We start from the raw sequence: 17780 nt of genomic DNA, 5'->3' as shown, positions 1-17780 counted from the left end.
CACTCCATGCCCGCGCGGCTCAAGCCGGCAGCGGGCGGGTTACTTGAGGGGCGCTGGCGGCCGGCGCGCTCGGCAGGCGAGTCAGGCGCAGGGCGTTGAGCACCACGGTCAACGAACTGAGGGACATGCCCACCGCCGCCCAAATAGGCGTGATCCAGCCGAGGGCGGCGAACGGCAGCATAAGGCCATTGTATAGCCCCGCCCACACCAGGTTTTCAATGATCACCCGTCGGGTGCGCCGCGCCAGGCTGAAGGCCTGCACCAGCGCATCCAAGCGGTTGGACAGCAGCACCGCGTCGGCGCTGGTCTTGGCCAGGTCGGTGGCCGAGCCCATGGCCACACTGATATCCGCGGCGGCGAGCACCGGCACATCGTTGACTCCATCGCCGAGCATCAACACCCTGCGGCCTTCCCGGTGCAGGCGTTGCAGCACTTGCAGTTTGTCGTCGGGGCGCAAGCCACCGTGGGCTTCGTCGATGCCCAACTCAAGCGCGACGCTGGCGACCATCGGCGAACTGTCCCCCGAGAGCAGCAGGGTGCGCCAGCCGCGTGCCTGGCAGGCTTGCAGCAAGGCCGGTGCGTCGCTGCGCAGGCGGTCGTCGAGCACGAACCAGGCGAGCGGGCCCTGGCTGTCACCCAGCAGCAGCCATTGTCCGGCTTCGTCGGGTGAGGCGGGCAAGACGCAGCCGCTGAGCTCACACACGAACCCCGGCTGGCCGATGCGCAGCAGGCGCTCGCCCACGCGACCCTCCAGGCCGAGGCCGGGGGTGCTCAGCACTTCATCGGCAGCCAGCGGCGCACGCCCGAAGGCACGGGCAATCGGGTGCTCTGAACGGTTTTCCAGGGCGGCGGCCAGGCCCAGGCAGGCATCACTGTCCAACGGGCCCAAGGGGCGAATCGCTCGCAGCGCCAGGCGGCCTTCGGTGAGGGTGCCGGTCTTGTCGAAAATCACCGTGTCGATTTGGTTAAGACCCTCCAGCACATGGCCGCGGGTCAGCAGCAAACCGAGTTTGTGCAGGGTGCCGGTGGCGGCGGTGAGGGCGGTGGGTGTGGCCAGCGACAAGGCGCACGGGCAGGTCGCCACCAGCATCGCCAGTACGATCCAGAATGCCCGCGACGCGTCCAACTGCCACCACCACAAGCCGATCAGCGCGGCGGCAAGCAGCGAGCCCAGCAGGAACCATTGCGCGGCACGGTCGGCGATCTGGGCCAGCCGCGGTTTCTCGGCCTGGGCCCGTTCCAGCAAGCGCACGATGGCGGACAGGCGGGTGTCGTGGCCCAGGGCACGTACTTCAACGGTCAGCGCGCCTTCCACATTCAGGGTGCCGGCGGTGACGCTATCGCCCACCTGTCGCGCTTGCGGCAGGTACTCGCCGGTCAGCAGCGACTCGTCGATGCTGGACTGACCGTCGAGGATCACCCCGTCCGCCGGCAGTACCGCGCCAGGGTGTACGCGCACGCGGTCGCCCACGGCCAGTTCGCTGAGCAGGATGCGCTCGCTCTGGCCGTCGCTTTGCACCCGCAGGCACGACGCCGGCAGCAGGTTGACCAGTTGCGCAGTGGCGGCGGCGGTGCGTTCGCGGGCACGGCGTTCCAGATAGCGCCCGGCCAGCAGGAACAGCGCGAACATGCCCACTGCATCGAAATACAGCTCGCCCACGCCACTGATGGCGGTCCAGATGCCCGCCAGGTAGGCGCCGCCAATCGCCAGGGACACCGACACATCCATGGTCAGATGGCGGGTGCGCAGGTCGCGCAACGCGCCCTTGAAAAACGGCGCGCAGCTGTAGAACACGATGGGGGTGGTCAGAAACATCGCTACCCAGCGCAGGATGACGTGCAGCTCTGGGCTCAGGTCGATATTGAATTCCGGCCAAGTGGCCATGGTTGCCATCATCGCCTGGAACCACAGCAAGCCGGCCACGCCCAGTTGGCGCAGGGCCAGACGGTTTTCACTGGCCAATTGCTCAGCGGCGCGGTCCGCCTGATACGGGTGGGCGGCATAGCCGATATGGCGCAGTTCGCTGAGCACCTGGCTCAACGGCAGTTGCCCATCGGCCCAGCGGACCTGCAAGCGATGGTTGGACAGGTTCAGCCGTGCCTCGGCCACGGCGGGCAGGCTGCGCAGGTGTTTTTCGATCAGCCAGCCACACGCCGCGCAACTGATGCCTTCCATCAGTAGGGTGGTTTCGGCCAGTTCGCCGTCATGGCGCACAAAGGGTTTTTGCACGTCGGCGCGGTCATACAGCGCCAGCTCCTCCACCAGTTGCACCGGCAGCGCTTCGGGGTTGGCCGAAGCTTCGCTGCGATGCTGGTAATAGCTTTCCAGGCCCCCGGCCACAATCGCTTCGGCCACCGCCTGGCAACCTGGGCAGCAGAGTTCACGGCGCTCGCCGAGGATCTGAGCGGTGAACCGGCTGCCGGGCGGCACGGGCAGGGCGCAGTGGTAGCAGGGAAGCGGGGTGGTCATGGCTTGGAATCTTTAGGGGCTGGTAGGGCCTCGTCGCGGGCCAGCCCGGCTCTCGCAGGGAGGGGCGGGGCCGCGACGTGCGAAGCGCAGAGTGTTTACTTCTTCAGGTCTTCGGCGCCCTGCAAGGGCTCATCCCCCAGCAGTAAGTCTTTGTCGTGGCTGACTTCTTCTTCCTCGAACAAGCGCCAGGTCTTGTCGCCTTCCACACCCAAAAGCTCCACGAAACGGCGGCCTTCGACCTTATCGGTCACCTGACCCAGGTAGCGGCCCGGCTCGCTGTCGCTGCGGGTCAGGTTGATCTTGCGGTCTTTCTCCGGCTGGGTCGGTGAAATCAGGTTCAGTTGCAGGGTGTTGGGGTTGCTGTAGCCGGTGAGGTTCAGCTCGACCTCGCCGGTCAGTTCGTCCAGGTGCAGCTTGGCGCGCAACTGCAGGGTCTGGGCCAGGCGTTCACGATCCAGGGAGCGGTTGATGCCTTTGCCGGCCTCGTAGTAGTTGTCGTTGACCAGGTTGTCCGGGTTGTTCACCGCGATCGTCACCATGGACAAGGTCAAGGCCACCGAGCAGGCGAGGATACCGATGATGATCCAGGGCCAGAGGTGCTTGTACCAAGGGCTTGCGGCAGTGGCTACGGGCATTGTTCGGCTCTCTGTTTAACAACGTTGGGTTAACGGACCTGAGGGCCGATGAATCGGCTCTTGGCTTCGACGTGAATGCTCGGGTCATCGGCATCCTTGAGGATGAACGTCACCTCGTTGGTACTCGATGGCACTTGTTCCGGCGCACTCGACAGTTCCACCGGCATGCTCACGATATCGCCGGCGGACACCTTGATCTCGCGGCGGCCCTGCAACTTGAGATCCGGCAGGCCGGCGGCATCGAGCACGTAGGTGTGGTCGCGCTGGTCCTTGTTCATGATCTTCAGGCTGTAGACGTTTTCGATGCGGCCTTCGGCGTTTTCGCGGAACAGCACGCGGTCTTTGCTGACGTCGAAGCCCACCAGCGAACGCATGAAAAACGCGGTGACCAACAGGCTGATCATCGCCAGTAATACCAACGCATAGCCGATCAGACGTGGACGCAGCTTGTGGGTTTTCTGGCCGGACAGGTTGTGCTCGGTGGTGTAGCTGATCAGGCCGCGTGGGTACTCCATCTTATCCATGATGTTGTCGCAGGCATCGATGCACGCCGCGCAGCCGATGCACTCGATCTGCAGGCCGTCACGGATGTCGATGCCGGTCGGGCATACCTGTACGCACATGGTGCAGTCGATGCAGTCGCCCAGGCCCTGGGCCTTGTAGTCGGCGCCTTTTTTACGTGGCCCGCGCAGTTCGCCACGGCGTGGGTCGTAGGAGACGATCAGGGTGTCCTTGTCGAACATCACACTCTGGAAACGCGCATAAGGGCACATGTAGATGCACACCTGTTCGCGCAGCCAACCGGCGTTGCCATAGGTGGCAAGGGTGAAGAAACCGACCCAGAAATACGACCAGCCATCGGCCTGGCCGGTGAAGAAGTCGAAGACCAGTTCGCGGATCGGCGAGAAGTAACCGACGAACGTCATGCCGGTGACGAAACCGATGATCAGCCACAGGCTGTGCTTGCTGAACTTGCGCAGGAATTTGTTGGCGCTCATCGGCGCTTTGTCCAGCTTGATGCGTTGGTTGCGGTCGCCTTCGGTGACCTTCTCGCACCACATGAAGATCCACGTCCACACGCTTTGCGGGCAGGTATAGCCGCACCACACGCGCCCGGCGTACACCGTGATAAAGAACAGGCCGAACGCGGCGACGATCAGGATGCCAGACAGCAGGATGAAGTCCTGAGGCCAGAAGGTTGCGCCGAAAATAAAGAACTTACGTTCCGGCAAATTCCACCACACGGCCTGGTGACCGCCCCAGTTCAGCCACACCGTGCCGAAGTAGAGCAGGAACAGCGCGGCACCGCCGAGCATGCGCAGGTTGCGGAACAGGCCAGTGAAGGCACGGGTGTAGATCTTCTCGCGCGCGGCGTAGAGATCGACCGTCTGGCTTGAATGTTTGGCAGGCGGGGTAACGTCATGTACCGGTATTTGGTCGCTCATCATTGCATCCCACGGCGGTGGAGATTTGCCTCGGCCAGTACGTGCCAACCGGGGTCAAATTAAGGATGTTGCAGTAGCGTAATGATACGCCCCCGATGGTACGCCAAGGGTGCGACCTTTGGTCGCGTTGGGGGAAATCAATTGATGGTGTACGTGATCTGGATCAATTGACTTGGGAAGTATGGACGGTTTTGCCGGTTCGACCTTCAAAAATGCCAGAGATCCAATGTGAGAAGGGCTGGCCCCCGATAGCAGAGTGTCAGTCAATAAAGGCATGACTGGCCCACTGCTATCGGGGGGCCAGCCCCCTCTCACATGGGTTGTTTCTGTGTTGCTAAATAACGATCAGTCTCACTGCTCCTCGGCCTTTTTGTCTGCATGAGACAAGCTGTACACATACGCCGCGAGCAAGTGCACCTTGTCGTTGCCTTGCAGTTGTTCCTGCGCAGGCATCTGGCCCTGACGGCCGTAGCGGATGGTCTGCTGCAACTGAGCGAAGCTCGAACCGTAGATGAACGCGCCGGGGTGGGTCAGGTCGGGGGCGCCCATGGCGGGGGTGCCTTTGCCGGCGGGACCGTGGCAGGCCACGCAGTTGGCGGCGAAGAGTTTTTCGCCGTTGGCCACGTCGGCCTTGGCCCCTTCAGGCAGCTTGCGACCGTCGAGCTTGGTCACCACAAAACCGGCCACATCGGCCACGCCTTGTTCGCCAATCACTTCGGCCCAGCCTGGCATCACCGCGTGGCGGCCTTTGAGGATGGTTTCCTTGATGGTGTTAGGTTCGCCGCCCCAGCGCCAGTCGGCGTCGGTCAGGTTGGGGAAGCCATAGGCGCCCTTGGCGTCGGAGCCGTGGCACACCGAGCAGTTGGACGCGAACAGGCGGCCGCCCATTTTCAGCGCTTGCGGATCCTTGGCAACTTCTTCGATCGGCATCGAGGCGAATTTGGCGAAGATCGGCCCGAACTTGGCGTCCGAACGGGCCATTTCCTTCTCCCATTCGTGCACGCCGGTCCAGCCGGTCTGACCGTTGGCGAAGGGGGTTTGCTTGTCGTTGTCGAGGTAGTTGTAGCCCGGCAGCAGACCCTTCCAGTTGCCCAGGCCCGGGTACAGCACCAGGTAACCAAGGGCAAACACGATGGTGCCGACGAACAGCATGAACCACCACTTGGGCAGCGGGTTGTCGTACTCCTCGATGCCGTCGAACGAGTGGCCGACGGTTTCGTCGGTTTGCTCGGCGCGCTGGCCCTTGCGGGTCGACAGCAGCAGCCAGGTCAGGGCGAAGATGGTACCCAGACTGAGGACTGTGACGTACAGACTCCAGAACGTAGTCATTCTTTGTTACTCCTAGAAGCTTGCTCGACGTGCTTGATGGCTTCGGGGTCATCCGCAAAGGGCAGCATGGTTGCGTCGTCAAACTCCGACTTGCGCTTGGGGCTGAATACCCACAGCGCCAGGCCGACAAAGGCCACCATCACCACAACGGTGCCCAGGCCACGAATCATCCCGATATCCATGAAGAATCACCGTTTGCTTTTGATGATGGTGCCCAGGCCCTGCAGGTAGGCCACCAATGCGTCCATTTCGGTCTTGCCCTTCACGGCAGCCGCGGCACCGGCGATGTCTTCGTCGGTGTAGGGCACGCCCAGGGTGCGCAGGACTTCCATCTTCTTCGCGGTGTCCTTGCCGTCGAGCTTGTTTTCCACGAGGAACGGGTACGCCGGCATTTTCGACTCGGGCACGACGTTGCGCGGGTTGTACAGGTGCGCACGTTGCCAATCATCGGAGTAACGCCCGCCCACGCGCGCCAGGTCCGGGCCGGTGCGCTTGGAACCCCACAGGAACGGGTGGTCCCACACGCTTTCGCCGGCGACCGAGTAGTGGCCGTAGCGTTCGGTTTCGGCGCGGAACGGGCGGATCATCTGCGAGTGGCAGCCCACGCAGCCGTTGGCGATGTAGACGTCGCGGCCTTCCAGTTCAAGGGCGGTGCGCGGCTTCATGCCTTCGACCGGCTTGTTGGTCACGTCCTGGAAGAACAGCGGGACGATTTGGGTCAAGCCGCCGATGCTCACGGCGATGACCATGAAGAAGGCCAGCAGGCCGATATTCTTCTCGACTACTTCATGCTTCATCAGTGGGCTCCCACAACGGCGATCTTGGCGGCGGCTTCAGCTTTTACAGGGTCCGAGGCCCGCACGGTGCGGAACACGTTGTAGGCCATGAACAGCATGCCGGCGGCAAAGAATGCACCCCCCAGGGCACGAACGATGTAGCCCGGGTGGCTGGCTTGCAGCGCTTCGACGAAGGAGTAGGTGAGGGTGCCGTCATCGTTGATCGCACGCCACATCAGGCCCTGGGTGATGCCGTTGACCCACATCGAAGCGATGTAGAGCACGGTGCCAATGGTGGCCAGCCAGAAGTGCGTGTTGATCAGCCCGACGCTGTGCATCTGCTCGCGGCCGAACAGTTTGGGGATCATGTGGTACAGCGCGCCGATGGAGATCATCGCCACCCAACCGAGGGCGCCGGCGTGTACGTGGCCGATGGTCCAGTCGGTGTAGTGGGAGAGCGAGTTGACGGTCTTGATCGCCATCATCGGACCTTCGAAGGTCGACATGCCGTAGAACGCCAGGGACACCACCAGGAACCGCAGGATCGGGTCGGTGCGTAATTTATGCCAGGCGCCCGAGAGGGTCATCATGCCGTTGATCATGCCGCCCCAGCTTGGCGCCAGCAGGATGATCGACATGGCCATGCCCAGGGATTGCGCCCAGTCCGGCAGCGCGGTGTAGTGCAGGTGGTGCGGACCGGCCCAGATATACAGGGTGATCAGCGCCCAGAAGTGCACGATGGACAGGCGATAGGAGTAGATAGGGCGTTCGGCCTGTTTCGGCACGAAGTAGTACATCATCCCCAGGAACCCGGTGGTGAGGAAAAAGCCCACGGCGTTATGCCCGTACCACCACTGGATCATTGCGTCCGTCGCGCCCGAATAAGCCGAATAGGACTTGAACAGGCTGACCGGCAACGACGCGTGGTTGACGATGTGCAGCATCGCCGTCACCAGGATGAACGCGCCGTAGAACCAGTTGCCCACATAGATGTGCTTGGTCTTGCGCTTGATGATGGTGCCGAAGAACACCGCAGCGTAGGTCACCCAGACCACGGCCAGCAAAATGGCGATGGGCCATTCCAGCTCGGCGTATTCCTTGGTGGTGGTGTAACCCAACGGCAGGGTGACGATGGCGCCGATGATGACCGCTTGCCAGCCCCAGAAGGTAAAAGCGGCGAGGCCATCGGAGATCAGTCGCGTCTGGCAGGTTCGCTGCACGACATAGTAGGAGGTGGCAAACAATGCACATCCGCCGAAGGCGAAAATCACCAGGTTGGTGTGCAGCGGGCGCAGGCGACCGAAGGTCGTCCAGGGCAGGTCGAAATTCAATTCCGGCCAGACCAGTTGCGAGGCGATGAAGACCCCGAGCCCCATGCCAAGGATCCCCCAGACCACCGTCATGATGGCGAACTGGCGGACTACCTTATAGTTATAAGCAGTCGGACTGATTGCTGTGCTCATTCTAAGGTTCCACGGTTTAGGTTTTTTTATAGGTAAAAATCGGCCGCAAGTATGTAGAAAGCGAGGGGTCATTGCAACGCAATGACTGACCTGTATCAATGCGTTCCACGCCAGATTCTGCGCCCTTTCCATGTTTGGCGTAAGGACAAAATCCGAAATGGAAAGCTGATCAAGTGGACAGGAAATTTTGCAGGTCGCAACGTGACTCGTCGCGTACACCAGGATCGGTCCACTGTGCAAGCAAGCGTAGACCCGAATGGGAGGAGGGGAAAGGTTTGCTTTAGACGGGTGCGACACTTGGTCGCGTAGGGCGGTCGGTGTGGGAGCGAGCAAGCCCGCTCCTACAGACGAAGCAGCGGCCGCCCCGGGCGGGGCGGCCTTGAGTGGTTATTGCGCTTGGCTTTCTGGCTTTGCGCCATCAGCGTTGTGGGACAGGCTGTACACGTAAGCCGCCAGCAGGTGCACTTTGTCATTGCCTTGCAGGGCTTCCTGCGCTGGCATCTGGCCTTGACGGCCGTGACGGATGGTCTGCTGCAATTGCGCCAGGCCGGTGCCGTAGATGAAGCCGGCGGGTTCGGTCAGGTTAGGCGCGCCCATGGCTTCCACACCGTGGCCTTGCGGGCCGTGGCAGGCAACGCAAGTGGTGTTGAAGGTGGCCTGGCCAGCGGCCAGATCGACGGTGCTATCGGCCGGCAGCGGCAACTTGGCCAGGTCGTGGCGCACATAGGCCGCGACGTTTTTCACGCCGTCTTCGCCCAGTACTTCACCCCAGGCCGGCATCGCCGCGTGGCGACCGTTCATGATGGTGGTCTTGATCGCCTCGGCAGAGCCGCCCCAGCGCCACAGGTTGTCGGCCAGGTTTGGGAAGCCGTATGCGCCCTTGGCATCCGAGCCGTGGCACACGGCGCAGTTGGAGGCGAACAGGCGGCCACCCATTTTCAGCGCTTGTGGGTCTTTGGCTACTTCTTCCACGGGCATGGCCGCGAATTTGGCGTAGATCGGCCCAAATTTCGCATCGGCCTTGGCCATTTCCTTTTCCCATTCCTTGGCCTGGGTCCAACCGCCTTCATAGCCCGGCAGCACGCCTTTCCAGTTGCCCAGGCCCGGATAGAGGATCAGGTAGCCGACCGCGAACACCAAGGTGCCGACGAACAGCATGAACCACCACTGGGGCAGGGGGTTGTCGTATTCCTCGATGCCATCGAAGGCGTGGCCCATGGTCTGGTCGACACTGCCCTTGGTCTCGCCCTTGCGGGTGGAGATCAACAGCCAGGTCAGCCCGATCAGGCTGCCGATGGTCAGTACGCAGATCCATGTACTCCAAAATAGGGTCATGGCCGAGTGCTCCTTATTGCAGGCTCTTCTTGAGCGTCGGATGGGGGGGCGGTGGGCTCGTCGGCGAACGGCAGCAGGCGCGCCTGCTCGAATTCCGCATTGCGCCGATTGTTGAACACCCACAGCGACAAGCCGATAAAGGCGATGGCGACCACCAGCGTGCCGAGGCCGCGGATGGTGCCCGCATCGAATTCAAATCCCATGGCTCACCTCTTGCTCTTGATGGCAGTGCCGAGCACTTGCAGGTACGAGACCAGCGCGTCCATCTCGGTTTTGCCCTTGAGGCTGGCCACGGCGCCCTTGATGTCGTCGTCGGTGTACGGCACGCCGAGGGTGCGCATTACGTTCAACTTGGTCTCGGTGTGGCTGCTGTCGACCGGGGCCGTGACGAGCCACGGGTAGGCCGGCATTTTCGACTCAGGCACCACGTTGCGCGGGTTGTACAAGTGCGCACGGTGCCAGTCGTCGGAGTAGCGTGCGCCGACGCGCGCCAGGTCCGGGCCGGTGCGCTTGGAGCCCCACAGGAACGGGTGGTCCCACACGCTTTCGCCGGCGACCGAGTAGTGGCCGTAGCGTTCGGTTTCGGCGCGGAACGGGCGGATCATCTGCGAGTGGCATTGCACGCAGCCTTCGCGGATGTAGATGTCGCGGCCTTCCAGTTGCAGCGCGGTGTAGGGCTTCATGCCTTCGACCGGCTTGTTGGTCACGTCCTGGAAGAACAGCGGGACGATCTGGGTCAGGCCGCCGATGCTCACGGCGAGCACCATCAGCAGCATCATCAGGCCGACGTTCTTTTCAATCGTTTCGTGTTTCATCACTGACTCCTCAGGCCATCTGCGCGACAGGGGCGGCTTCGACAGGTTGTGCCGAGCGCACGGTGCGCCATGTGTTGTAAGCCATCAGCAACATGCCGCTGAGGAACACCGCGCCGCCCACCAGCCGCACGATGAAGCCTGGGTGGCTGGCCACCAGGGTCTCGACGAAGGAGTAGGTCAAGGTGCCGTCGTCGTTGATCGCACGCCACATCAGGCCCTGGGCAATGCCGTTGACCCACATCGAGGCGATGTAGAGCACGGTGCCGATGGTGGCCAGCCAGAAGTGCGCGTTGATCAGGCCAAGGCTGTACATCTGCTCGCGGCCGAAGACTTTCGGGATCATGTGATACAGCGCGCCGATGGAGATCATCGCCACCCAACCGAGGGCGCCGGCGTGAACGTGGCCGATGGTCCAGTCGGTGTAGTGGGAAAGCGAGTTGACGGTCTTGATCGCCATCATCGGACCTTCGAAGGTCGACATGCCGTAGAACGCCAGGGACACCACCAGGAAGCGCAGGATCGGGTCGCTGCGCAATTTATGCCAGGCGCCCGAGAGGGTCATCATGCCGTTGATCATGCCGCCCCAGCTTGGCGCCAGCAGAACCAGCGACATCACCATGCCCAGGGACTGTGCCCAGTCCGGCAGTGCGGTGTAGTGCAGGTGGTGCGGACCGGCCCAGATGTACAGGGTGATCAGCGCCCAGAAGTGCACGATGGACAGGCGATAGGAGTACACCGGACGCTCGGCTTGCTTGGGCACGAAGTAATACATCATGCCGAGGAAACCGGCGGTGAGGAAAAAGCCTACCGCGTTGTGCCCATACCACCACTGCACCATGGCATCCGTCGCACCGCCGTACAGCGAGTAGGACTTGGTCAGGCTGACCGGGATTTCCAGGTTGTTGACGATATGCAGGATGGCCACGGTGATGATGAACGCACCGAAGAACCAGTTACCGACGTAGATGTGCTTGGTGTTGCGCTTGGCCACGGTGCCGAAGAACACAATGGCGTAGGCCACCCAGACGATGGTGATCAAGATGTCGATCGGCCATTCCAGCTCGGCGTATTCCTTGGAACTGGTGTAGCCCAGCGGCAAGGTGATTGCGGCGAGCAGGATCACCAGTTGCCAGCCCCAGAAGCAGAACGCGGCGAGTTTCGGCGCGAACAGCTGGGTCTGGCAGGTGCGCTGCACCGAGTAGAAGGAGCTGGCGAATAGCGCACAGCCACCGAACGCGAAGATCACCGCGTTGGTATGCAGTGGGCGTAAACGGCCAAAGCTGGTCCAGGGCAAATCGAAGTTGAGCGCGGGCCAAACCAATTGGGCGGCGAGAAAAACCCCGAGCCCCATGCCGACGATGCCCCACACCACCGTCATAATGGCGAATTGGCGGACCACCTTGTAGTTATAGGCGGTACTTAATGTAGTGTTCATGGTTCCCCATCCACGGTTCAACCCAAGCCGAGCGGCACTTGGGCTGGAGTTATAGGCAGACTAAATAGCGAGGCAAGCATGGGCAAAGAGCACAAGGCCAGTATTGACGGGGATCAATGGGCGCAGTGTGCGCGGGAACATGGCTGGTTGTGGGATGTCGCGTCCAACGCGCCTTCGGGCGGGCCGATCACGCTTATCCTGGCCCACGGCGCCGGCGCGCCAATGGACTCGACCTTTATGAACGACATGGCTGCACGCCTTGCCGCACAAGGCGTGAACGTCTTGCGCTTCGAGTTTCCCTATATGGCTCAGCGCCGGCTCGACGGCGGCAAACGCCCACCCAACCCGGCACCGAAACTGCTGCAGGCCTGGCGTGAGGTGTATGCCGAGGTGCGGCGTCATGTCGCTGGGTCTGTGGCCATCGGTGGCAAGTCCATGGGCGGGCGCATGGCCAGTCTGGTGGCCGACGAACTGGGCGCCGATGGGTTGGTGTGCCTGGGGTATCCGTTTTATGCGGTGGGCAAGCCGCAGAAGCCTCGGGTCGAACATTTGGCCGAGCTGAAGACCCCGGCCTTGATCGTGCAAGGTGAGCGCGATGCCCTGGGCAATCGGGCCGCGGTGGAGCGTTATGCGTTATCGCCGAGCATCGAGGTGATGTGGCTGGTGGCGGGGGATCACGACTTGAAGCCGTTGAAGGCTTCGGGGTTTACGCATGAGCAGCATTTGGAGGCTGCGGCCGTGCAGGTGGCTGAGTTTCTCAGCGTCTGTTAGGGCCAATCGGGAGCAAGCCCCCTCCCACATTCGACCGCATTCCAAGGGATGTACGCGGTTAACTGTGGGAGGGGGCTTGCTCCCGATAGCGGTCTAACGGTTGAAACGTTCGACCAAGGAATACTGGCTATTAGCTGTGTGGGTCAGGTCTTCACTCAGTTGTGCCGAGTTCAACGCCTGTTCAGAGGTTTGATCGGCCAGCAGTGCAATGGTGCTGATATTGCGGCTGATCTCCTCAGCCACCGAGCTTTGCTCCTCGGTCGCGGCGGCGATCTGGCTGGTCATATCGGTGATGTGCGCCACCGCTTCGCTGATGCCCACCAGCGCCTGATCCGCTTCCATTACCCGTGCCACGCCTTCTTCGGCCTGGCGATGCCCGGCATCCATGGTCTGCACGGCCGCGCTGGCGGTTTGTTGCAGCTTGGCGATCAAGGTATGGATCTGCCCGGTAGACTCGGCGGTACGTTGCGCCAGTTGGCGAACCTCGTCGGCCACTACGGCAAAGCCTCGACCCATTTCACCGGCACGCGCCGCTTCAATGGCGGCGTTCAGTGCCAGCAGGTTGGTCTGGTCGGCAATGCCTTTGATCACATCGACCACGCCACCGATTTCATCGCTGTCCTTGGCCAGTTGGGTCACGGTGACACCGGTTTCACCCACGGCGGTGGACAAGCGCTGAATTGCCTCGCGGGTTTCCCCGGCGATATCGCGGCCGCGACCGGTCAGGCGATTGGCTTCCTGGGTGGCATCGGCGGTGCGCTGCACGTGGCTGGCCACTTCCTGGGTGGTCGCGGCCATCTGGTTGACGGCGGTGGCCACTTGCTCGGTTTCGACGCGCTGGCGTTCCAGGCTGCTGGAGCTGTTATGCGCCAGGGTATTGGACTGCGACGCCTGATCGTTGAGGTGCTCGGCAGTGTCCTGCAAGCGGGTCAGACACGTCCTCAGACGCGCCTCCTGGCTGAGGATCGACATCTCCAGACGCGCCTGGGCGCCACGGCTGTCGGTGTACATCTGCGCGATCAACGGGTCGGACGTGGTCTGCTCGGCCAGGCGCAGCAGGCGCTTGAGGCCGCGCTGTTGCCAGCTCAGGCCCAGCAGGCCCAAAGGCACCGACAGCGCCGCGGCCAAGGCAAAACCCCAGTGGGAGTTAAGCCAGGCCCCGATCATAAAGCTCAACTGGCTCACCAGAATAAAAGGCACCCAGTCCTGTAGCACCGGTAGCCACTTGTCGCGCCGTGGAATCGCCGACTTGCCCTGGTTGATGCGTTGGTAGAGCGCTTCGGCCCGGCGGATCTGCTCGGCGGTGGGTTTGACCCGCACCGATTCGTAGCCGACCACCTGGTTGCCATCGAAAATCGGCGTTACATAGGCGTTCACCCAGTAATGATCGCCGGTCTTGCAGCGGTTCTTGACAATGCCCATCCATGGCAAGCCTTGTTTGAGCGTCGTCCACATGTGCGCGAACACTGCCGCCGGAACATCCGGGTGACGTACCAGGTTGTGCGGGGCGCGCAGCAGTTCTTCACGGCTGAACCCACTGATCTCGACAAACGCGTCGTTGCAGTAAGTGATCACGCCCTTGGCATCCGTGGTGGAGATCAACCGTTGCTGAGCGGGGAAGGTACGTTCGCGCTGGGTAACGGGCTGGTTATTACGCATGATTGTTCAATCCGCAAGGCTTTCAGGGGGTATCGACCGGCACGGGGGTTTATTTAACTTATTTTTGCAACAATCAACCGGCCAGCATCGGATACGTAAACAAGCCGAAGTGAAGCAGGTTCAAGCCAAAGTGCGTGGCAATCGCCGCCCCCAGGCCGCCAAACCGGTATGCCAAGCCGTAACCGACCCCGGCAATGCTCGCCAGCAGCACCCAGTGCCACCCCGCCCCCAGGTGCACAAGGCCAAATAGCAGCGACGCCAACAACAGTGCGAGGTTGTCGCCATAGGGCAGGTGCTTGAAGCGCCGGCTCAAGCCGCCTTGAATGTAGCCACGGAACAGCGCTTCTTCCACCAGCGTGACCAACAGCAGATTATTGAGCACCCACAGCCACGCCGGATCCGGCCATTTCGGTGCCCAACTGATGATGCCAAGCAGCGCCGCGCCGCCCAGTGCCGCGATGGCGGTGAGGGTCAAGGCCAGGGCGGTGACACAGATCGACAGGCGCAACGCGCGCCGCGCCACGATCCAGGGGCAGGCCAGCAGCAGCCAGAAGCCGATCAGAGGTTTGTCCTGATTCAGGTACATCGAGAACGGCACTGCGTCGGGGGTGAAGCGCTGCGGGTCGATCCCGCGGCCGTTATAGAAGCCCGGCAACCAATGCATCGCCAGGCCCAGCGCCAATACGATAAACAGGCCGTGACCCAGGTAGCGCGCCCAGGGTGTGTGTTGTTGGCGCACGGCATAGCCGGCGACCAGCAGCAGGGCGACTGACACCAACGCCAGTGCACCCAATTGTCCGTAAACCAGGGCCATTACATAGCCGATGGAAAGCAGTGCCAGGTACAGCCAGGGCAGGGTCAGCATGGGGGGAATCCTTGAAAATACCGGGCGGCAGTATAACGACCGTCCCTGGCTCCCCGCATGAAACCTGCCTACAAGGTCTTGGCCAGTTTCCCTACCCGTAATACCAGCCATAGCGCGCCCGCGATCAACACCCCACCATATAGATGAGCCATGGACAGCGGCTCATCCAGCAATAAGGCGCCCCACAGCACGCCAAACGGCGGGATCAGGAATGTGGTGGTCATCGAGCGCACCGGTCCGATGGCCGTCAGCAAGCGGAAGTACAGCACGTAGGCAAACGCCGTACACACCAACCCGAGCCCCAGCAGCGATGCCCAGACCTGCCAACCGCCCCAACTGGCCGGTGGCTGATATAGGGCACTGACGGCGAAGAATGGCAGTAGAAACAAGGTCGCGCCGAGCATGCTGCCTAGAGCGGCGAGGCGGCTGTCCAGGCCGCCGCGTCGATCCAGCCAGCGGCGTGCCAGGAACCCGGCAAAGCCATAGCAGGTGGTGGCCAGCAGGCAGGCGAGGGCACCCATCAGCAGGGGCAGGTCGAATGCCACCGGCCCGGCGCGGGTCAGTACGGCCACGCCCAGCAGGCCCAGGCACACGCCGGCGATTTTCGAGGGGGTCAGGCGTTCGCTGAAGAACAACCCGCCGATCAACACGCCCATCAGCGGCGTGGTGGCGTTGAAAATCGCCGAATAGCCGGCCGGCAGCACTTGGGCGGCCACCGAGTACATGGTGGCGGGGATCCCGGAATTGATCACCCCCAGCAGCAGGACGGTTCTGAATTTACCCTGGAAATCCCATTTCACCCGCATCACGGCCAGCATCACCAGCAAGCCGGCGGCGGCGATCGATACGCGGAAGAACGCGGTGGGCAGCGTACCTATTTCCGGCGCAATGATGCGCATAAACAAGAAACTCGCGCCCCAGATAGCGGCCAGTCCCAGCAGGTAGAGGGTGTCGACAGGTCTCACGGAAAACTTCCTACGCGAATAAGCCGGCGAGTGTTGCCCAGCGCCCTGCGCGACACAATCCCTGATTACACGACGAAGCGCAGCACCATGCCATTGAGGTCCACCGCCAGGCGCGACAGCTCTTGGCTGGCGGCCGATGTCTGGGTGGCACCGGCGGCGGTCTGGGTGGACAGGTCGCGGATATTGACCAGGCTGCGGTCGACCTCGCGCGCCACCAGCGCCTGCTGCTCGGCGGCGCTGGCGATCACCAGATTGCGCTGGCTGATCTGCGAAATGGCGGCGGTGATCTTTTCCAGCGCGCTGCCGGCGCTGTTGGCCCGCTGCAGAGTCTGGCCGGCGTGCTCGGCGCTGCTGTTGAGTGCGTCAACGGTGGCTTGGGTGCCTTGCTGGATGCCGCTGATCATCTGCTCGATTTCTTCGGTGGAGTCCTGGGTGCGCTGCGCCAATGAACGCACCTCATCGGCGACCACCGCAAAGCCCCGCCCGGCCTCGCCTGCGCGCGCCGCTTCAATCGCCGCATTCAGCGCCAGCAAGTTGGTCTGCCCGGCAATGCCCCGTATCACCTCAAGCACCTTGCTGATGTCCTGGGCCTGTAGCGCCAAGCCCTCGGCTTTATTCGAGGCGCCGAGCACTTCGTCCACTAGGTTCTGGATTGAGCTGATGGTTTCACTGATCTGGTAGTGGCCATGTTTGCTGTCTTCGTCGGAGGCCTGGGACGCCTCGGCGCTGGACACCGCATTGCCCGCTACCTCGTCGACGGCCGCGCTCATTTGGTTGACGGCGGTCGCGGCTTGCTCGATTTCGTCGTTCTGGGCCTGCAAGCCACGTGTGCTCTGATCCATCACCGAGCTCATCTCCTCGGCGGCCGAGGCCAGTTGCCGGGCCGATTCGCTGATTCCACGAATGGTGCCCTGCAACTGTGCTTGCATACTGGCCAGGGCGGTCAGTAGCTGAGCTGCTTCGTCCTTGCCGCTGACGGTGATGGGCTGGCTCAGGTCGCCGTTGGCGATGGTGCGGGCCACCCCCAGCGCCTGGCCGATCGGCACGGTGATGCTGCGGGTGAGCAACCACGCCAGCAGGAGGGTAGCGATCAGTGCGACCACGATAATCAGGCCGACCACCCACTGCGCGCTCCCATACAGCTGCGCGGCCGAATCGGCAGCGGCTTCGACGCCGTTCTGGTTGAACACAATCAGGTTTTCCAGGCTCTGGCTCAGCACGCCGCCCTGGGGCGCGAGGCGACCGACTAGCAAGTCGAGGGCTTCCTGCTGTTGGTCCTGGTCCACCAGCGCGATCATTTGCGCGACGATGGCGAGGTAGGTGGTTACGTGGCCTTTGAGGGTCTTGAGCAGGTCGCGTTCGGCGTCGTTGCTCAGCAGGGTTTCATGCCGGTCGAGCAGCTTTTGCAGTTCATCGCTGGTGCGGCTGATCACTGCTCTGCTGGTGTCACGCACGCGAGATTCGTCGGTGCTTACCAGGCGCAGGGACTCCAAGCGGATAGTGGCCACCAGGGCCGCACTGTCGTGAATGTTCTCGATGCTGGGCATCCACGTTTGCTCAATCACCAGCGCGCTTTCACGCAGCTTGGCCATCTGGCCCAGGCCAAACAGCCCCACCATCACCAGCAAACTGGCCAACGCGGCAAAACTCAGACCGGCGCGCATACCGATTCTCATGTTCCTCAATGACATCTCAATGCTCCTTGGACGATTAGAACCTCTTCCCGCATCGGCCTATGGCCTTGTCAGGGTGGGAAAGGGCGCGCTGTATATCAAAGTGCCATCAAGGTGGTAATCAGGGTTTCCCTTAGTTGGATC

16 protein-coding genes are annotated in these 17780 nt (G+C 62.3%); 1 reads left to right on the top strand and 15 read right to left on the bottom strand.

What is annotated here, in order from left to right; genetic code table 11:
* Positions 1 to 19 precede the first annotated feature (19 nt).
* The 11 genes from HRH33_RS19885 to ccoN (HRH33_RS19835) all read right to left on the bottom strand — a co-directional run bounded on the left by HRH33_RS19885 (position 20) and on the right by ccoN (HRH33_RS19835) (position 11703).
* The gene (locus HRH33_RS19885; RefSeq protein WP_167416875.1) at positions 20 to 2470 is read right to left on the bottom strand and encodes a heavy metal translocating P-type ATPase; all 2451 of its coding nucleotides are present in this window, start codon (positions 2468 to 2470) and stop codon (positions 20 to 22) included.
* Between the two features lie 95 nt (positions 2471 to 2565).
* Positions 2566 to 3105: a FixH family protein gene (locus tag HRH33_RS19880; protein WP_034099675.1), complete on the bottom strand. Its 540-nt coding sequence runs from the start codon at positions 3103 to 3105 to the stop codon at positions 2566 to 2568.
* 29 nt (positions 3106 to 3134) lie between these two features.
* Positions 3135 to 4550, bottom strand: coding sequence for a cytochrome c oxidase accessory protein CcoG (ccoG, locus tag HRH33_RS19875; RefSeq protein ID WP_034099674.1), 1416 nt, complete (start codon positions 4548 to 4550; stop codon positions 3135 to 3137).
* Positions 4551 to 4901: 351 nt separating this feature from the next.
* Positions 4902 to 5879 carry a cytochrome-c oxidase, cbb3-type subunit III gene (ccoP, locus tag HRH33_RS19870; RefSeq protein WP_034099673.1) on the bottom strand — a complete coding sequence of 326 codons (978 nt, stop codon included), beginning with the start codon at positions 5877 to 5879 and terminating at the stop codon, positions 4902 to 4904.
* On the bottom strand, positions 5876 to 6061 hold the full coding sequence (locus HRH33_RS19865; protein WP_020372609.1) for a CcoQ/FixQ family Cbb3-type cytochrome c oxidase assembly chaperone: 186 nt from the start codon (positions 6059 to 6061) through the stop codon (positions 5876 to 5878). The genes ccoP (HRH33_RS19870) and HRH33_RS19865 overlap by 4 nt, the downstream gene beginning before the upstream one ends.
* Positions 6062 to 6067: 6 nt before the next feature.
* Positions 6068 to 6676 carry a cytochrome-c oxidase, cbb3-type subunit II gene (ccoO, locus tag HRH33_RS19860; RefSeq protein ID WP_003193167.1) on the bottom strand — a complete coding sequence of 203 codons (609 nt, stop codon included), beginning with the start codon at positions 6674 to 6676 and terminating at the stop codon, positions 6068 to 6070.
* A complete protein-coding gene (ccoN, locus tag HRH33_RS19855) occupies positions 6676 to 8118 on the bottom strand; it encodes a cytochrome-c oxidase, cbb3-type subunit I (protein ID WP_034138922.1) in 1443 nt (480 codons plus the stop codon). Before ccoN (HRH33_RS19855) ends, ccoO (HRH33_RS19860) begins: the two co-directional genes overlap by 1 nt.
* Positions 8119 to 8505: 387 nt before the next feature.
* Positions 8506 to 9453 (bottom strand): cytochrome-c oxidase, cbb3-type subunit III, encoded by a 948-nt coding sequence (ccoP, locus tag HRH33_RS19850; protein ID WP_167416876.1) that lies wholly within the window; start codon positions 9451 to 9453, stop codon positions 8506 to 8508.
* The gene (locus tag HRH33_RS19845) at positions 9450 to 9656 is read right to left on the bottom strand and encodes a cbb3-type cytochrome oxidase subunit 3 (RefSeq protein ID WP_034099670.1); all 207 of its coding nucleotides are present in this window, start codon (positions 9654 to 9656) and stop codon (positions 9450 to 9452) included. Before HRH33_RS19845 ends, ccoP (HRH33_RS19850) begins: the two co-directional genes overlap by 4 nt.
* Positions 9657 to 9659: 3 nt before the next feature.
* The gene (gene ccoO / locus HRH33_RS19840; RefSeq protein WP_034099669.1) at positions 9660 to 10268 is read right to left on the bottom strand and encodes a cytochrome-c oxidase, cbb3-type subunit II; all 609 of its coding nucleotides are present in this window, start codon (positions 10266 to 10268) and stop codon (positions 9660 to 9662) included.
* A gap of 10 nt (positions 10269 to 10278) precedes the next feature.
* Positions 10279 to 11703, bottom strand: coding sequence for a cytochrome-c oxidase, cbb3-type subunit I (ccoN, locus tag HRH33_RS19835; RefSeq protein ID WP_034138921.1), 1425 nt, complete (start codon positions 11701 to 11703; stop codon positions 10279 to 10281).
* Between the two features lie 78 nt (positions 11704 to 11781).
* Here ccoN (HRH33_RS19835) and HRH33_RS19830 point away from each other — a divergent pair, with 78 nt between their 5' ends.
* Positions 11782 to 12474 carry an alpha/beta family hydrolase gene (locus HRH33_RS19830; RefSeq protein WP_167416877.1) on the top strand — a complete coding sequence of 231 codons (693 nt, stop codon included), beginning with the start codon at positions 11782 to 11784 and terminating at the stop codon, positions 12472 to 12474.
* A gap of 93 nt (positions 12475 to 12567) precedes the next feature.
* Here the strand turns inward: HRH33_RS19830 and HRH33_RS19825 are convergent, their stop codons facing one another.
* The 4 genes from HRH33_RS19825 to HRH33_RS19810 all read right to left on the bottom strand — a co-directional run bounded on the left by HRH33_RS19825 (position 12568) and on the right by HRH33_RS19810 (position 17582).
* The gene (locus tag HRH33_RS19825) at positions 12568 to 14133 is read right to left on the bottom strand and encodes a methyl-accepting chemotaxis protein (RefSeq protein ID WP_034099665.1); all 1566 of its coding nucleotides are present in this window, start codon (positions 14131 to 14133) and stop codon (positions 12568 to 12570) included.
* A 73-nt stretch (positions 14134 to 14206) separates the two neighbouring features.
* A complete protein-coding gene (locus HRH33_RS19820; protein ID WP_034138919.1) occupies positions 14207 to 14998 on the bottom strand; it encodes a CPBP family intramembrane glutamic endopeptidase in 792 nt (263 codons plus the stop codon).
* A 68-nt stretch (positions 14999 to 15066) separates the two neighbouring features.
* Entirely contained in the window at positions 15067 to 15963 is an 897-nt protein-coding gene (locus HRH33_RS19815) for a DMT family transporter (protein ID WP_034114788.1), read from the bottom strand.
* A 65-nt stretch (positions 15964 to 16028) separates the two neighbouring features.
* A complete protein-coding gene (locus tag HRH33_RS19810; protein WP_425326827.1) occupies positions 16029 to 17582 on the bottom strand; it encodes a methyl-accepting chemotaxis protein in 1554 nt (517 codons plus the stop codon).
* Positions 17583 to 17780 lie beyond the last annotated feature (198 nt).

The organism is Pseudomonas rhodesiae (assembly GCF_013285305.1).
Classification (GTDB): domain Bacteria; phylum Pseudomonadota; class Gammaproteobacteria; order Pseudomonadales; family Pseudomonadaceae; genus Aquipseudomonas; species Aquipseudomonas rhodesiae.
This window is presented reverse-complemented; position numbering and strand designations above follow the sequence as displayed.